Annotated in this window: 13 protein-coding genes; 5 read left to right on the top strand and 8 right to left on the bottom strand. The window is 73.4% G+C overall.

The window, feature by feature from the left end; all coding sequences use genetic code 11:
• Positions 1 to 3: 3 nt before the first annotated feature.
• Together I6A60_RS20850 and I6A60_RS20845 are read right to left on the bottom strand one after the other, a co-directional pair.
• The gene (locus tag I6A60_RS20850) at positions 4 to 642 is read right to left on the bottom strand and encodes a LysE family translocator (RefSeq protein WP_203021523.1); all 639 of its coding nucleotides are present in this window, start codon (positions 640 to 642) and stop codon (positions 4 to 6) included.
• 2 nt (positions 643 to 644) lie between these two features.
• The gene (locus I6A60_RS20845) at positions 645 to 1,310 is read right to left on the bottom strand and encodes a TM2 domain-containing protein (RefSeq protein ID WP_203021522.1); all 666 of its coding nucleotides are present in this window, start codon (positions 1,308 to 1,310) and stop codon (positions 645 to 647) included.
• 218 nt (positions 1,311 to 1,528) lie between these two features.
• Here I6A60_RS20845 and I6A60_RS20840 point away from each other — a divergent pair, with 218 nt between their 5' ends.
• Positions 1,529 to 2,911: a hypothetical protein gene (locus I6A60_RS20840; protein ID WP_203021521.1), complete on the top strand. Its 1,383-nt coding sequence runs from the start codon at positions 1,529 to 1,531 to the stop codon at positions 2,909 to 2,911.
• A 25-nt stretch (positions 2,912 to 2,936) separates the two neighbouring features.
• On the opposite strand, the gene I6A60_RS20835 is transcribed toward I6A60_RS20840, so the two are convergent.
• Positions 2,937 to 3,617, bottom strand: a complete 681-nt coding sequence (locus I6A60_RS20835) for a response regulator transcription factor (protein ID WP_203021520.1) — start codon at positions 3,615 to 3,617, stop codon at positions 2,937 to 2,939.
• Entirely contained in the window at positions 3,614 to 4,309 is a 696-nt protein-coding gene (locus I6A60_RS44105; protein ID WP_238435884.1) for a sensor histidine kinase, read from the bottom strand. Before I6A60_RS44105 ends, I6A60_RS20835 begins: the two co-directional genes overlap by 4 nt.
• Positions 4,310 to 5,045: 736 nt before the next feature.
• Between I6A60_RS44105 and I6A60_RS20825 the strand changes: the two genes are divergently transcribed.
• On the top strand, positions 5,046 to 5,897 hold the full coding sequence (locus tag I6A60_RS20825) for a CPBP family intramembrane glutamic endopeptidase (protein ID WP_203021518.1): 852 nt from the start codon (positions 5,046 to 5,048) through the stop codon (positions 5,895 to 5,897).
• 38 nt (positions 5,898 to 5,935) lie between these two features.
• On the opposite strand, the gene I6A60_RS20820 is transcribed toward I6A60_RS20825, so the two are convergent.
• Complete coding sequence (locus I6A60_RS20820; RefSeq protein WP_203021517.1) at positions 5,936 to 7,054, bottom strand: acyl-CoA dehydrogenase family protein; 1,119 nt, start codon at positions 7,052 to 7,054, stop codon at positions 5,936 to 5,938.
• Between the two features lie 13 nt (positions 7,055 to 7,067).
• Positions 7,068 to 8,240, bottom strand: coding sequence for an acyl-CoA dehydrogenase family protein (locus I6A60_RS20815; RefSeq protein ID WP_203021516.1), 1,173 nt, complete (start codon positions 8,238 to 8,240; stop codon positions 7,068 to 7,070).
• 335 nt (positions 8,241 to 8,575) lie between these two features.
• Between I6A60_RS20815 and I6A60_RS20810 the strand changes: the two genes are divergently transcribed.
• The 3 genes from I6A60_RS20810 (at position 8,576) to I6A60_RS20800 (ending at position 12,862) form a co-directional block, all read left to right on the top strand.
• A complete protein-coding gene (locus tag I6A60_RS20810) occupies positions 8,576 to 10,645 on the top strand; it encodes a glycerol-3-phosphate dehydrogenase/oxidase (protein WP_203021515.1) in 2,070 nt (689 codons plus the stop codon).
• Between the two features lie 136 nt (positions 10,646 to 10,781).
• Entirely contained in the window at positions 10,782 to 12,323 is a 1,542-nt protein-coding gene (locus tag I6A60_RS20805; protein ID WP_203055672.1) for an NAD(P)/FAD-dependent oxidoreductase, read from the top strand.
• Between the two features lie 29 nt (positions 12,324 to 12,352).
• The gene (locus tag I6A60_RS20800; RefSeq protein ID WP_203019542.1) at positions 12,353 to 12,862 is read left to right on the top strand and encodes an NUDIX domain-containing protein; all 510 of its coding nucleotides are present in this window, start codon (positions 12,353 to 12,355) and stop codon (positions 12,860 to 12,862) included.
• A gap of 114 nt (positions 12,863 to 12,976) precedes the next feature.
• On the opposite strand, the gene I6A60_RS20795 is transcribed toward I6A60_RS20800, so the two are convergent.
• Positions 12,977 to 14,572, bottom strand: a complete 1,596-nt coding sequence (locus I6A60_RS20795; protein ID WP_203019540.1) for a serine/threonine-protein kinase — start codon at positions 14,570 to 14,572, stop codon at positions 12,977 to 12,979.
• A 183-nt stretch (positions 14,573 to 14,755) separates the two neighbouring features.
• The gene (dhaL, locus tag I6A60_RS20790) at positions 14,756 to 15,475 is read right to left on the bottom strand and encodes a dihydroxyacetone kinase subunit DhaL (protein WP_203019536.1); all 720 of its coding nucleotides are present in this window, start codon (positions 15,473 to 15,475) and stop codon (positions 14,756 to 14,758) included.
• Between the last annotated feature and the right edge of the window lie 54 nt (positions 15,476 to 15,529).

Raw genomic sequence — 15,529 nt, 5'->3', positions numbered from 1 at the left:
GGCTCAGCCGCGGCGGCCGGTGAGGGCGACGGTCAGGCCGACGCCGATCATCGCCAGGCCACCCGCGCCGCCGACGGCCGCGAGCCGGCGGGTGTCGTGGGTGAACCACGACCGGACCGCGCTCGCGGTCATCGCCCACACGCTGTCCGAGACCAGGCCGATGCAGATCGCGACCAGCGACATCAGCAGCATCTGGGCTGGAACGTGCCCCGCGTCCCGGCTGACGAACGGCGGGAGCACCGCGCCGAACATGATCAGCGCCTTGGGGTTGGTGAGGCCGACGACGAAGCCCTGCCGCGCCGTCCGCCACCGGGACGTCGCCGCGACCCGGGTCTGGGCCACCTCGGCCAGCGCCCGCCGATGGCGGAACGCCTGGACCCCCAGCCAGACGAGGTACAGCCCGCCCACCAGCTTGATGACCAGGAACGCGAGCTCGGAACGCTCCACCAGCGTGCCGAGCCCGAAGGCGACCAGCACCGCGACGACGTAGTTGCCCAGCGCGCTGCCGACGACGCTCGCGATCGCGGCGCCCCGCCCCAGCGACAGCGCCCGCCCCACCACGAACAGCACGCTCGGGCCTGGAATCACGATCAGCACGAACGCCGCGACGGCGAAGCCCGCCAGCTGCTCCCCGGAGATCATGATCAGTCCCGCAGGGGGCGGCCCTGCTTGTCCCGGACGCTGCCCGTCAACATCATGATGCCGTCGATCAACGACCAGATGTGCAGGCCACCGCAGGTGAGCAGCTGGGCGGTCGCGATGCCGTAGTCGCCCAGGTACCACCGGCCGGCGCCACACCAGCCGAGGAAGATCTCCAGCAGGCCGGCGGTCAGCTTGTCCTTGTCGGAGAGCGGCTCACCCGTCATCTGGTGCCGCCCGAACGGCGCCGCCGGGTCCGCGCCCCAGACGGCGGGCAGGCCGTAGCCGGGCTGTGGGTAGCCGGGCTGTGGGTAGCCGAAGCCCGGGTCGCCGGGCGCCGGGGTGTAGCCCGGGCCGGGCGGGTAACCCGGGCCAGGCGGGTAGCCGGGCTGGCCGTAGTAGGGCGCGTTCGGGTCGCCGGCCGGCGGGTAGCCGCCGCCTGGCGGGGTGCCGTACTGGGCGTTCGGGTCCCCGGGCGGGTAGCCGCCGGGCGGGTAGCCGTACCCGGCGTTCGGGTCACCGGCGCCAGGCGCGTAGCCCCCGGAGTACGGCGCGGCCGGGTCACCGTAAGGCCCGGGAGCCGGTGGGTAGGCCGGCCCGCCGGGCGGGGTCTGCTGCGGCCCGGGCTTGGCGAACGGGTCCGGCGACTGGCCAGGAGCTGGGGTCGACATGGCGGCACTCCAAGGGTCTGAATCGGGCCGAAACGTACCAGCAGCGATCCAGGAGGTAGGCGCGCTCGTCCCCGACCCGACACCGTGCTGCCGGCAGGCTAGCGGCATCTGTCGGGACACAGGAGGCCCACAGGTGCACCCGGCGCGTCTCCGTGCGGGAACTCGACTTGGAGTGACATCTTCACCACGAAGAGGGGTCGACACCCGGGAGTTCACACATGGACAACCTCTCGGTGGTGACGACCACGCGGGACGACGCCAGCCCACCGGCTCCGGTCGACCCGCCGCCCCCTGAGCCCCCGACGACGCCGACGGTCGCCGAAACGACCCCGCCGGGCTCGACGGTCGCTGGTGCTCGGACGGCTGCGCTGTACCGGACGCCCGCCGAGCGGCGCCCGGCACGGGCTGGTCTCGCGCGGATTCCCGGTATGCGCGCGGCCTCATGGGCCAGGTGGATCGCCCGCGCGGCCCTTCAGACGGCCCGCGCGGCGGCCTGGATCATGCGAGTGACGGCGACGCACACCGGTCTGGCCCTGCGCTGGTCGGTACGTCGCCTGGTCCGGCTGGCCGGCCTCGTGACGGCAGGCGTCGCCGGTCCGGCCCGGCTCGCGCGGCGCCGCACCCGGGTGACACGAACCGCACTGGCTCGAATCGGCCGCCGGATCGAACGCGGTCTCGACCGCCGGCTCGGCGTCACGCTGCGGTCGCCCGGGCTTGGTGGGCGGATCTTCCTGACCACGACGGGCGGCGCCGTCCTGCTGATCGCGTTCGGCTCGGTGGTGCTCGGCGTGATGGGCGGCGGGCCGGCGGCCCTGCGTCCGCTGTTGCCCACCCCCAGCGCCTCCCCGGTGGTCGTGGCCGCGACCACCCCGGCCCCGCCCCCGGTCACCGAGTTCCCCGGCGTCCCGATCGCGGCGACCCGGACGTTCCTGCTGAGCGCGTTCGCGGCCGGCAGCGGCCACCCGACCGCGGTCACCACCGCCTCGGGCGGGCTTCCGGTCGGCCGGATGTACCGGCACGTGCCGCGCCGCGGCGACGACCACCTGCTCACCGGTGAGCTCGTCTTCCCGCTGCTACCCGCGCCGCTGGCCTGCGTGGCCCAGGTTCAGCTGCGGCTGACCATGCTGGCGGCCGAGGGCACGGTCGGCGACGAGGGCCCCTACCCGCTCGGCGTCTATCCGTCGGCGCTGACGGGCCTGGCCCGCGGCCTGATGCCGGCCAGGGTGCCCACGCTCGACCTGGTGGCGAACCGGCCGCGCGGCGACTTCGACTGGACGCCGTACAGCCCGCCGAACCCCGCCGGCGACGGCGACTCCGTCGCGCTCGCCGCCGCGGGCCAGCCCGGCGCCGCCGGCCAGCCGGCCGCGACGGCGACCACGCCTCGCGAGATCACCGCCGACGTCACCGACCTCTACACGCGCTGGGTCGAGGGCATGCCGACGGCGAAGGGCCGGCCCGGCATCCGCCCCGACACTCCCCTGGTGCTCGCCGTCCGCCCCGAGCAGACGAACGCCATCGGCAACTGGCAGCACACCTACGGCGGCAGCGACACCGCAACCCCGCCGGTCCTGCTCTGGACCCGGCGCGTGCACTGCCGCTGACCTCGCGGGCTGGTCAGCGGGCCGGTCAGCGGGTGACGTCCGCCCCATGACCTGGACGAACCACCCCTGTCTCATAGGCGAGAATCGTCAGCTGGACGCGGTCTCGCGCACCGAGTTTCTCGAGCAGGTGGCTGACGTGGGTCTTCGTCGTCGCCATGCTGATGAACAGCTGCTGGGAGATCTCGGCGTTCGACAGGCCCTGGGCCACGGCGACGAGCAGCTCCCGTTCCCGGGGCGTGAGCCGGGATACGAGCTCAAGACTGCCCGCGGACGGCACCGGCGTCTCGGTGAAGTGGGCGATGAGCCGGCGGGTGATGCGTGGCGCCAGCAGCGCCTCGCCGGCCGCGACGACGTGCACCGCCGTCAGCAGATCGGCCGCGGTGACGTCCTTGAGCAGGAACCCGCTCGCGCCCGCCCGCAGCGCGTCGTGCACGTAACGATCGGCGTCGAAGGTGGTCAGGATCAGCACGCGGGTCCGTGCGGTCACCGGTTCCGCGACGATGCGTCGGGTCGCTTCCACGCCGTCGAGGTGGGGCATCCGAATGTCCATGAGTAGCACGTCAGGCCGGTACCGGCGGGCAAGGTCCACTCCCGCCAGCCCGTCGGCCGCCTCGGCCACGACCTCGATGTCGTCGGCGGAGTTCAACAGGGCGACGAAGCCGCTGCGGACCAGTTCCTGGTCCTCGGCTATACCGACCCTGATCACTGAGGCTCCCCGTCGGGCAGTTCGGCGCGGACCTGGAAGCCACCGCCGGCACGCGGAGCCGCGGCGAAGGTACCGCCGAACAGGGTGGTGCGTTCCCGCATCCCGGTGATTCCATGACCCGCGCGCGGCGGCGCGACCGTCTTGCCATCGCCGTCATCCGTGACGGTCAGGACGAGGGCATCGGGCTGGTAGGCGAGGACCACCTCAGCCGTCGCGTCCCGGGCGTGCCTGATGACGTTGGTGAGGGCTTCCTGAAGAATCCGGTACGCGCAGACCTCGGCCGCCGACGACAACGCCCGAGGTATTCCCTCGGTACGGAACCGCACCGTCAGTCCCGAATCCTCGACTCGGCGGATGAGTTGTTCCACGTCGGCCAGCGTGTGCGCGGGGACGGTCGCCTCAGGGTCCGGATTCCCCTCGTCGCGTAGGACCGCGAGCAGCCGACGCAGCTCCCCGAGCGCGCCGCGACTGGTCGCTCCGATGATTCCCAGGGAACGGCGGGCGGCGGCCGGGTCGGTCTGGGCGAGATGATCGCCGACGGTTGCCTGCACGGCGATGACGCTGACGGTGTGGGAGAGGATGTCGTGCAGCTCCCGCGCGATCCGCAGCTTTTCCGCCGACACCAGGAGAGCCACCCGGTCCGCCTCGGCGGCCGCGCGTTGTTCGGCGGTCTCGGCTCGGGCCACCAGCATTGCCCGCCGGTCCCGCAGCAGCCGGCCAGTCAGGTAGGACGCCCCGATGATGCCGAACGTCCAGCCGACGTTGTCGCGGCCCAGACCCGGTGGATGGCACAGCACGACGATCGTGAAGCCGACCACGGCGACGCCGAGACCAGCCGCCGAGAACCGCGGGGCACGGTGGTAGGCGAGCGACAGCAGCAGGGCGCACGCGACGAACGGCAAGGCATCAGTGACGTCGTTTCCCCGCGCCGTAATGATCACGATGGCCGTCGTGCAGACCGTGACCGCGATCAGCGGAAACGTCCGCCGCCACGCCATCATCGAGGTCGCCGCGACCGAGAGCGCGACCGTCAGGGCGTCGGGCTTGCCGAAACCGGTCTGGCGCCAGGCCACGTGCGCGACCGCATAAGCAATCAGCACGGTGACGACGACCGCGATCGGTCCGTCCCATCCGCGCGGGCGAAGCGACCTGAGCGCCGCCCCGGCTCTCGCGCGGGTCGTGGACACCCCCGAGTCGGCCCGCACCCGGACGGGTTCCACAACAGTCGGTACGGCCACGGCCGGAGCGTATGCGCGGGTACCCACCGGCCGAATCGTTCGCGAGGATGATGTCGCCGCCACGGAGGTCATCCCACGGGTGACCGAGCGGGCGACCCGCGCCCGATGTGCCGGGTGGGCCGGGACGGTGATCCTTTGGGCAGTCGGTCGACGCCTGATCCTCAGGTCGACCCCGAGCCCGGAGAGAATCATGATTCCCCGCTCCGTCGCGGCCCGTCAGGCCGCGCTCTTCACAGGTCTCGTCTTCGCCGCCGAAGTAGTCCTCGCGCTGCTGTTCCCGGGTCGGGACGGGCCGGCGCCACTACTGTCGATCCTCGTTCCGACCCTCGCGGTGGTTGTGATCACCTTCGGGTTCACGCGGCGCGGCCACCGACGCGAGATCTGGGCCGGCGTCGGCTTCAACCGGCCAGGCTGGCGGTTGTGGCCGGCGGCCCTCGCGCTCCCCGCCGCCGTCGTCCTGATCCCCTACCTGGTCGCCTGGGCCGCGGGACTGGTCAGGTTCCACGAACTCGCCCTCACACTGCCCGATCTGTTCCTCGAGGCTGTCGTGTTCACCGTCGTCATCCTCGGTGAGGAGATCGGCTGGCGCGGGTTCCTGCTGCCGCGGTTGCAGTCCCTGCTGCCGCGCCGGCGAGCCGCCCTGGCCACCGGGTTCCTGCACGGCCTCTTCCACGTCCCGATCCTGACCCTCACCGCCAGCTACGACACCGACGGCAGCCGTTGGGTGGTCACTCCGGTCGTCGTACTCGCGATCACCTTCGCCGGCGTGTTCTACGCGTGGCTGCGGGACGCCAGCGCGAGCATCTGGCCGGTCGCGGTCGCCCACAACATGGTCAACACCGCTCTCGACTATCTGTCGACCACGGCCGTGACCGCGTCACCGGTCGCGCTCGCGTACATCGCCGGCGAGTCCGGTCTCGTCACCCTCGCGGCCATCGCCGCCGTCGCCGCCTGGCTCCTGGTCGGCCCCTATCGCCGCAAGGCGACCGCCACCACCGTGCCGCGCGCCGTCGAGCCGACCGGGCAGGTCCTCACGGCCTGAAGACCGACTCGGCCCTCGCGGGCGGCTCCGCTCGGCTCCTAGGCCTCTGCCGCCCCATCGAGGCTGAGCGCGGCGACGCGATCCAGGTGCTGGCCCGTGTCGCCGAAGGTGCCGACGAGGCGCTTGGCCCGCTTGTAGAAGAAGTGGGCCTCGTGCTCCCAGGTGAAGCCGATGCCGCCGTGGTACTGGATCATCGCGGCGGTCGCGGTGCTGGCGGCGTCGTTGGCCTTGGCCTTGGCGACCGCGACCGCGAGCTCGGCGTCGGGCAGGGCCTCGTCGAGCGCGTGCGCGGCGTACAGCGAGGCGTGCTCGGCCATCAGGACCGCGACGTGCAGGTCGGCAAGGGTGTGCTTGATCGCCTGGAAGCTACCGACCGCCTTGCCGAACTGGACCCGGGTCTTGTCGTACTCCACGGTCCGGGTGATCGCGGCCCGCGCGGACCCGACGAGGTCGGCGGCGGTGAGCACCGCGCCGCGCCGGTTCAGGTCGGCGAGCACCTCGGCGCTGGAGCCCGCCAGCCGCTCGCCGGCGGCCGCGGCGAACGTCAGGCCGCCGAGCCTCGTCGTGGCGTCGTAGCTGGCGTGCGGGGCGACGGTCACCCCCGGCGCGGTCGGTTCTACGAGGTAGAGGCCGACCCCACCGTCAGGCTCCGTGGCCGCGACGACCGCGAGGCGCGCGACCGCCGGGTACTCGACCGGCGAGGCCGTCCCGGTCAGCCGCCCGTCGGCGTCGGCGGTGACGCCCACACCGGACACGTCGAACGCCCTGCCGGGAGCGCGCAGCGCGACCGTCGCGACCAGTTCACCGGCGGCGAGCGGGCCGAGCAGGGCGGCGCGCTGCTCGGCGGAGCCGGCGAGCCGGACCGCCTCGCCGGCGAGCACAGTCGCCAGCCACGGCCCGGGCACCGCGCCGGCCCCGAGCGCGCGGGCGATGACCTGCGCGTCCAGCAGGCCGAGGCCCAGCCCGTCGTTCTCCTCGGGCACGAGCACCGCGAGCCAGCCCTGCTCGCCGAACGCCTTCCACAGGTCGGCCGGGTGGCCGTCACCGGCGGCGTCCTCGAAGACGGCCCGGACGGCCGTCAGGTCGAACCGGTCCGCGAGGTAGTCGCGGACGGTCTCGGCGAGCGCCCGCTGCTCATCGGTCAGCGCGAAGAACACGGTGACACTCCCCTTACCGCGGCAGGCCGAGCACGCGCTCGGCGACGATGTTGCGCTGGACCTGCGACGAGCCACCCCAGATCGTCACCGACCGGGTCCAGAACGCCTCGTGCTGTAGGGCGCTCAGGTCCAGGCCCTCGACCGGCGAGGTGAGGACGCCGTCGACGCCGAGCAGACGGTCGAACGTCTCGAACAGCTTCTGGTAGGTCTCCGACCACTGCAGCTTGGTGATCGAGGACTCGGAGCCGAGGTCATGGCCCTGCTCGACCTGGGTGAGCACGTGCATCGCGTGGTAGCGCAGGCACTCCAGCTCGACGAGCCGGCTGGCGAGCTCGCGGCGCAGCGTCGGGTCGGTGTCCCGGCCGAGCACACGGGCGGCGGCGACGATCTCGTCGTAGCCGCGCCGGAACTGGGCGTACTGGGAGATGCCGGAGGCGCCGCGCTCGAAGGAAAGCAGCATCATCGCGGTCTTCCAGCCGTTGCCGACTCCGCCGACGCAGTCGGACACCTTGACCCGGGCGTCGGTGAAGAACACCTCGCCGAACTCGGATGCCCCGCTGATCTGCTTGAGCGGACGAGCCTCGACACCCTCCTGGTGCATGTCGATGAGCAGCATCGAGATGCCACGGTGGGACTGGCTACCGGGCTCGGTCCGCACCAGGGTGAACAGCTTGTCGCCGTGCATGGCGTTGGTGGTCCAGATCTTCTGGCCGTTGACGACGAACTCGTCGCCCTCCAGCCGGCCGGAGGTGCGCAGCGCGGCAAGGTCCGAGCCGGCGCCCGGCTCGGAGAAGCCCTGGCACCAGATCACCTCGTTGCGCAGCATCGGGCCGATGATGTCCCGCTTCTGCTCATCGGAGCCGACCGCCATGACCGTCGGCGCGAGGAACGTCAGGCCCAGCGCGTTGGCCGACTCCGGCGCGCTGGCGAGCGCCATCTCCTCGTCGTAGATCGCCTTCATCCCGGGCGTGCCACCGCGGCCGCCGTACTCGGTGGGCCAGGCGATGCCGGCGAACCCGGCCGCGGCCTTGCGCCGCTCCCAGTCACGGCGCAGCTCGAAGCCCTCGTCCGCGGGGATCCGCTCCCAGAAGACGGGTTCGCGCCACTCCGGAGGAATGTTGGCCTCGAGCCAGCTCCGCAGCTCCGAACGGAACTGCTCCTCCTGCGGGGTGAACGTCAGATCCATGGGTGCTCGCTCCCGGGTGCGCGGCACCGCCGCCGGGCGGTGCCGGGGCGTCGGCCGGCGGGTCATAGGTTACCCATAAGTAACAGATGACGCGACGGCTGGCTGGCCGACACCGCGATCATCCACCGGAAGGGCGCAAGATGCAGGCGCTGAAGGGCTCGGTTCGGCCGGTTGGTTACCAGGTCCGGGACACCAGCCCAACAGCGGCGTACATCACCGCGTCTCCGATCCGCCGCGGGGGCAGTTGTCACACCCGCCCGGCACGATGGTGGCTGGCGGGGACCACGCCCCGAACCCGCTCTCGGCCGCACAGGTATCCGTAGGAGGTACCCCCGATGCCCGGCACGGACCCTTCGGACGGCTTCGTCCCCGACGCCGCCGCCGTCCCGCCGATCGCCACGGCCGGCGGTCGGCTCGGGCCGGCGCAGCGCGCCGAGGCGCTGCGGCGCCTCGCCACCGAGACGTTCGACGTGCTCGTCATCGGCGGCGGCGTCACCGGCGCCGGCACCGCGCTGGACGCGGCGGCCCGCGGCCTGTCCGTCGCCCTCGTCGAGGCCCGCGACCTCGCGGCGGGCACGTCCAGCCGGTCCAGCAAGCTGATCCACGGCGGGCTGCGCTACCTGGAGCAGCTCAACGGCGCGCTGGTCCGCGAGGCGTTGCGGGAGCGGACCCTGCTGCTGGAGACGCTGGCCCCGCACCTGGTCCGCCCGGTGCCGTTCCTGCTGCCGCTGACGCACCACGGCTGGGAGCGGGCCTACATCGGCAGCGGCGTGCTGCTCTACGACACCCTGGGCCAGGGCCTTGCCCGGATCAGCCCAGCTCCCGGCACACAGCACTCCGGCGGCCTGCCGATGCACCGGCATCTGACCCGCAAGGCGGCGTTGCGCGAGTTCCCGGCGCTGCGGTCGGACGCCCTGGTCGGCGCGATCCAGTACTGGGACGGGCAGGTCGACGACGCCCGGCACACGATGTTCGTCGGCCGCACCGCGGCCAGGTACGGCGCCGCGGTCGTGACGTCCGCGCCGGTCGTCGGGCTGCTGCGGGAGGAGGACCGGGTGACCGGCGCGGTCGTGCGCGACCTGGAGTCGCCGGACGGCGCCGAGATCCGGGTCAGGGCCCGCCAGACGATCGGCGCCACCGGGGTCTGGACCGACGACCTGCACGCGCTGCTCGGCGGCGGCCGGGGCGCCCGGGGAACGGTCTCCGTGCGAGCGTCGAAGGGCGTGCACCTGGTCGTCCCGCGCGACCGGCTGCAGGGCACCACCGGGCTGATCCTGCGGACCGAGCGCAGCGTGCTGTTCGTCATCCCCTGGGGCACCCACTGGATCATCGGCACCACCGACACCGACTGGGAGCTCGACCTCGCCCACCCGGCGGCGACCCGGGCCGACATCGACTATCTGCTCGACCAGCTCAACCGGGTGCTGCGCAGCCCGCTCACCCGGGACGACATCGTCGGCGTCTACGCCGGCCTGCGCCCGCTGCTGGCCGGCGAGTCCGAGGACACCGCGCAGCTGTCCCGCGAGCACGCCGTCATCGCCGCCGCGCCGGGGCTGACGACGGTCGCCGGCGGGAAGTACACGACGTACCGGGTGATGGCCGAGGACGCGGTGGACGCGGCGGTCGCCGGGCTGACCCGGGTGGTGCCGCCGTCGTGCACCGACAAGACCCCGCTGCTCGGCGCCGACGGGTACCAGGCGCTGTGGAACGCCCGCGAGCGGCTCGCGGAGCGCGCCGGCCTGCACGTCGCCCGGATCGAGCACCTGCTGCGCCGGTACGGGACGCTGACCGAGGAGCTCGTCGACCTGGTCGTCGCCGAGCCGAGCCTCGGCGCGGCGCTGCCCGGCGCGGAGGCGTACCTCGCCGTCGAGGCGCTGTACGCGGTGACGCACGAGGGCGCGCTGCGGCTGGAGGACGTGCTGACCCGCCGCACCCGCATCTCCTTCGAGGCGGCGGACCGGGGCCTGGCCGCCGCCGGCCCGGTCGCGGAGCTGGTCGCCCCGGTGCTCGGCTGGGACGAGGCGCGAATCCGCGCCGAGATCGAGCTGTACGAGGCCCGCGTCGCCGCCGAGCGCGCGTCCCAGGAGGAAGCCGACGACGCCACGGCGGACGTGACCCGGCGCGCGGCGCCGGATGCCCGCCGGCTGCCGTCCGTGCGCGCCACCGCCCGCCCGCAGCCGGCGACGCCCGTTCCCGCCGACGTCGACCTGGACGACACGGTTCCCATCACCGGCGTCACCGTCGCCTCGGCCGCGACCTCGGCGGCGGCCACCGCCGCGGCGAGCCTGCGCGCCGCCCGCCGCGCCGTCGTCAGCTCGATCACCCGGGTGTCCAGCAACGGCGCCGCCGGCCCGTCCCACCCCGACGGCGCCGCACCAGGCACCATGACCGACCTGGCCTCCTGACCGGGCGGCCAGCCGGACGGTCGTCGCGCCACCTGACGAGGCTCCGGGCAGCCTGCGCCGCCGCGGCGCGCCCAGGCCTTACGGTCACGGTCGTGGAACGGTCGATCTCGGCAACAGCCAGGGCGAACGGGGTGACATGAGCGCAGTCGCGAACGGGCCAGACCCGGAGGTCTTCGACCTCATCGTGATCGGGGCCGGGCCGGCGGGTGAGGTGGTCGCCGGCCGCGCGGCCGAGGCCGGGCTGTCGGTGGCCGTCGTCGAGCGGGAGCGCGTCGGCGGTGAGTGCTCCTACTGGGGGTGCATCCCGAGCAAGACGCTGCTGCGGCCGGGAGACGTGATCGCGGCGGCGCGCCGGGTGCCCGGCGCCGCGAGCGCGGTGACCGGCGAGATCGACACCCCGGCCGCGTTCGCCAGGCGGGACGAGATGGTCGGCGGCTACTCGGACGAGGGCGCGGTGCCGTGGCTGCTCGACCGCGGAGTCACGCTGGTGCGCGGCCGCGGCCGGCTGGCCGGCCCGCTGCGGGTGGACGTCGACACCGCCGACGTGATCCAGCCGGACGAGGGCGCGCCGGCCGGGACGATCCGGCGGCTCGCGGCCCGCAAGGCGGTAGTGCTGGCGACCGGGACGAAGGCGTTCATGCCGCCGATTCCCGGCCTCGCCGACGTCGAGCCGTGGGACAACCGGAGTGCCACCGGGGCGACCATCGTTCCGCGCCGGCTGGTGGTGCTGGGCGGTGGGGCGGTCGGTACCGAGCTCGCTCAGGGGTTCCGCCGGCTCGGTACGGCCGAGGTGAGCATCATCGAGGGCCAGCCCCGGCTGCTCGCGCGTGAGGAGCCGTTCGCCGGCGACGAGGTCGGCGCCGCGTTCGAGGCCGAAGGCATCACCGTGCGCACCGGCTGCCGCGTCACCGCCGTCCGGCGGGCCGATGCCGCCGGGTCGGGGGCCGCCTCTTCCAGCGAGCATCGGCGGCCGCCCGTCGTGGTGACCCTCGACAACGGCGACGAGCTGACGGCCGACGAGATCCTGGTCGCCGTCGGCCGCCGGCCCGCCACCGAGGATCTGGGCCTGGAGACCGTCGGCCTGACTCCCGGCCGCCCGGTCACCGTCGACAACAGCCTGCGCGCGGTCGGCGCGCAGCCGGCCACCGACGCGGACGGCCCGACAGAACAGGGCGGCCAGAGCTGGCTGTACGCGATCGGCGACGTGAACGGCCGGGCGCTGCTGACCCATATGGGCAAGTACCAGGGCCGGCTGGTCGCCGACCTCGTCGCCGGCCGCCGGGACGCGGCGGGCGCCGTGCCCGTCGAGGTCGCGGGCGAGCGCCTCATCCCTCGCGTCACGTTCACCGACCCGCAGGTCGCGGCCGTCGGGCTGACCGAGCAGGCCGCCCGCGAGGCCGGCCTGCCGGTCCGGGCCGTCTCGGTGCCGACCAGCGGCGTCGCCGGTTCCTCGGTCCGGGGGGTCGGCCTGGTCGGCACCTCCCAGCTGGTCGTCGACGAGGAACGCCGCGTGCTCGTCGGCGCCACCTTCACCGGTCAGGACGTCCAGGAGCTCCTGCACTCGGCGACGATCGCGATCGTGGGCGAGGTGCCGCTGGAGCGGCTCTGGCACGCCGTCCCCTCGTTCCCCACGGTCAGCGAGGTCTGGCTTCGACTGCTGGAGACCTACGGCCTGTGAGCGAAGCGACGGAGCGAACCAGAGACTCTGTGAGCGGCGGTGGGGCCGGCAGGGGTCGGGTTGTCAGCGCCGGGCTGCTGCTGTTCCGGGTTGTCGACGGTGGCCCGGAGGTGCTGATCGGCCACATGGGTGGGCCGTTCTGGGCGCGCAAGGACGCGGGGGCCTGGTCGATCCCGAAGGGCGAGACCGAGCCCGGCGAGGACCTGCGGCTGGCCGCCGCGCGGGAGTTCGCCGAGGAGCTCGGCTCGCCGCCACCGGCGGGTGCGTGGCTGGAGCTCGGTGAGGCCCGCCAGTCCACCGGCAAGATCGTGACGGCGTTCGCGGTGCGCGGCGAGTTCGACCCGGCGACGGCCGTCAGCAACACCTTCGAGCTGGAGTGGCCGCGCGGCTCGGGCCGGGTCCAAGCCTTTCCCGAGATCGACCGGGTCGCCTGGTTCGACGTGGCGACCGCCCGGACCAAGCTCGTCCGGGGCCAGGTCACGTTCCTCGACCGCCTGCTCGGGATGCTGAACCCCTCCGGCGAGGCCCAGCAGGCCTGACCGGCCGCCGGCCGCGCGTCAGCCAGGTCGTCTCGCGAGCCAGCCGGAAGCTCAGGCGGCCGCGACCAGCGGCGCGATCGCGAGGTCGACGGCCGTCTCCAGATAGCCGATGGGCTACCCGGCCGCCGTGATCTTGATGCCGCAGCCGGGCTCGGCCAGGTAGACCTCGGTCGGGGCGCCGGGGTCCAGCGTGACCGGGCCGTCGCCCTTGTGGGCCGTGGTGAAGTCGAGCGTCCGGCCGTCGACCGCCCGCAGGGTGAGGTCGCAGCTGTCGGCGTCGCCGAAGTCGATGGGGTCGACCGAGATCGGGCCCTGCGCCTGGAAGGACGGCGTGTCGCCCTCGTAGGCCTGCTGGGCGAAGGGCAGTGGCACGTCGCCCGCGCCCTTCTCGGGGGTCACGACGCAGGCGTCGTTGTTGACCGTCCAGTGGAACGCTCCGAGCACGGAGACCTGGTAGGTCTTGCGCCCGTAGATCCCGTCGAGCTTCCCGCGCTCCACGCCGTCGCCGTCCAGGACGGTCACCACGCAGCCCTCGGGGTCGTTGCCGTTGATCTGGTCGTCGATCGTGATCCGCCAGGGCGCGTCCGCCGTGAAGTCGGCCGAGGTGTCGGCGCTGGCCGGCGTGCCACCATCACCACCACCACCCCGGGTCGCCACGAGGCCCACGATGGTGCCGGCCGCGGCGAGCAGAAGCACGCCACCGACCACGAACGCCGCGATCAGCTTGCGCGACCGGCGCGGCCGGGGAGACCCGGGTGCACCCTGGCCCGCAGCCACGGTCGCCGACCAGGGGGGTGTCGGCGCCACGGCGACGGGGGTGGCGGGGGGCGTGTCCCCCGGCTTGGACACCAGGACCCGGGTCACCGGGAGGTTGACGTCACTCGGTACCGGGCCGATCAGGGCGGCATACAGGTCCGCGGCGGTCGGCCGGGCCGAAGGATCCCGGGCCATGGCACTGGCCACCGGCTCGCGCAGGGCCGGCGCGAGCAGCTCGCGGTCGACGATCGGTTCGGCCGCCGCGACCCGGTGCAGCACCAGCTCCGGCGTGCCGCTGCCGAACGGCGGCTTCCCGGTCGCGGCATAGCAGAGCAGTCCGCCCCAGGCGAAGATGTCCGCCGCGCCGGTGACCTCCTGGCCGGAGACCTGCTCAGGCGAGTGCCAGCCGGGCGTGCCGACGAAATGCCCGGTCGAGGTCAGACCGGCCGCGTCGGCCGCCGCGGCGATACCGAAATCAATGACCTTGGGACCGTGCGCCGTCCACAACACGTTCGACGGTTTGAAGTCACGGTGGATCAGGCCGGTGGCGTGAATCGAGAGCAACGCCTCGGCGAGCCCGGCGCCCAGCAGAAGCTGTTCGTCGGCGCTTAGCGGGCCATGCTCGCGCACGTGCTCGGCAAGATTGAGCGCGTCGACGAACTCGGTCGCGAGCCAGGGACGGGCCGCGGCCAGCTCGAAGTCGACCAGGCGGACCGTTCGCGTACCCCCGACCCGGAAACAGGCCTGGACCTCGCGCTGGAACCGGCGCCGGAAGTCCGGGTCGTCGGCGAGGTCCTCGCGGATGAGCTTGACCGCCACCTGCCCGAACGGGCCTTCGGCCAGGTAGACGACTCCCATGCCACCGGCACCGAGCCGGCCCAGGATCCGGTGGCGGCCCAGCATCTCCGGGTCGCCCGGACGCCGCTCCTGCAGGGGAACACCGGTGTCGGTCATCGTCGGTGGTGCCCCCCAGCAGTGCGGACTCACAAGATCAGGCGGCGCGGAGCGACCGCGCACGGCTGAATATGCCACGCGCCGCACGGTGCTGGACAACCGGTCAGAAAACCGACCTTCCGCCCTCGCGACCAGCCCGGGCCGGCAATTCAGCGCGGGCCCGGGAAAGGGCTAGTGCTAGGGCTAGCCGCGACAGGAGTCGAAGAACAGCGCCACGGTGAGGGCGCCCGGGTCGAGCACACCACGGGCGACATCTCCGACGTACGAGGCCCGGCCACGGCGGGCGCGCAGCGACTCGGTGGCCAGCGCGCCGCCGCGGGCGGCCTCGGCGGCGAGCGCGACGCCGTCGGGAAGATCCAGCCCGTCCGCGACGGCCGCGGCGAGCGCGCCCACGGCGGGAACCATCGCGTCGACCATGGTCTTGTCGCCGGGACGCGCCTTGCCGAGGCGCTGGACCGTCGCGGTGCCGGCCTCGACGCCGGCCGCCAGCTGCGCGAGCGTCAGCACGGGTCCGTCCGTGACCCGGCCGATGCCGCGAAACCACAGCCCGAACAGCGGGCCGGACGTACCACCGGTGTTCAGGAACCCGTGCGAGACGCCGAGGAACACAGCGCCGGGTGTCGTCGGCTGCGTCTGTTCGAGCCGGGCCCGGACCCGCCGCAGCGCGGCCAGGATGTTGTTCCCGAAGTCCCCGTCACCGGCTCGGCGGTCGAGATCGCCGAGTTCGGCGGCGTCGGCCGAGAATCGCCGGTGGAACGCCTCCACCCACGCCCACGCACTCACCACGTCCAGGCCACCGGGCTGGTCTTCGGCGCGCCGTTCATCGGCCACTGGACCTTCGCCCGTCACGCCCGTCACGCCTTGGTCTGGGCCTTCGTTCGTGTCCACCGCTGTTCCGTCCACTTCGCCTCCTCCGGCGCACCGCCTGTCACCAGCAGCGCCGCTCCGCCACCCTGG

This window comes from Frankia sp. AgB1.9 (assembly GCF_016786355.1).
Taxonomy (GTDB): Bacteria; Actinomycetota; Actinomycetes; order Frankiales; family Frankiaceae; genus Pseudofrankia.
The sequence above is the reverse complement of the archived record's forward strand: the minus strand, read 5'-3'. Positions and strand labels throughout refer to the sequence as shown.

Bases quoted from the DNA above. Each gene is read 5' to 3' on its own strand.
- I6A60_RS20850 (WP_203021523.1), bottom strand. From the start codon at position 642: ATGATCTCCGGGGAGCAGCTGGCGGGCTTCGCCGTCGCGGCGTTCGTG.
- I6A60_RS20845 (WP_203021522.1), bottom strand. From the start codon at position 1,310: ATGTCGACCCCAGCTCCTGGCCAGTCGCCGGACCCGTTCGCCAAGCCC.
- I6A60_RS20840 (WP_203021521.1), top strand. From the start codon at position 1,529: ATGGACAACCTCTCGGTGGTGACGACCACGCGGGACGACGCCAGCCCA.
- I6A60_RS44105 (WP_238435884.1), bottom strand. From the start codon at position 4,309: ATGCTGGTGGCCCGAGCCGAGACCGCCGAACAACGCGCGGCCGCCGAG.
- I6A60_RS20825 (WP_203021518.1), top strand. From the start codon at position 5,046: ATGATTCCCCGCTCCGTCGCGGCCCGTCAGGCCGCGCTCTTCACAGGT.
- I6A60_RS20815 (WP_203021516.1), bottom strand. From the start codon at position 8,240: ATGGATCTGACGTTCACCCCGCAGGAGGAGCAGTTCCGTTCGGAGCTG.
- I6A60_RS20810 (WP_203021515.1), top strand. From the start codon at position 8,576: ATGCCCGGCACGGACCCTTCGGACGGCTTCGTCCCCGACGCCGCCGCC.
- I6A60_RS20805 (WP_203055672.1), top strand. From the start codon at position 10,782: ATGAGCGCAGTCGCGAACGGGCCAGACCCGGAGGTCTTCGACCTCATC.
- I6A60_RS20795 (WP_203019540.1), bottom strand. From the start codon at position 14,572: ATGACCGACACCGGTGTTCCCCTGCAGGAGCGGCGTCCGGGCGACCCG.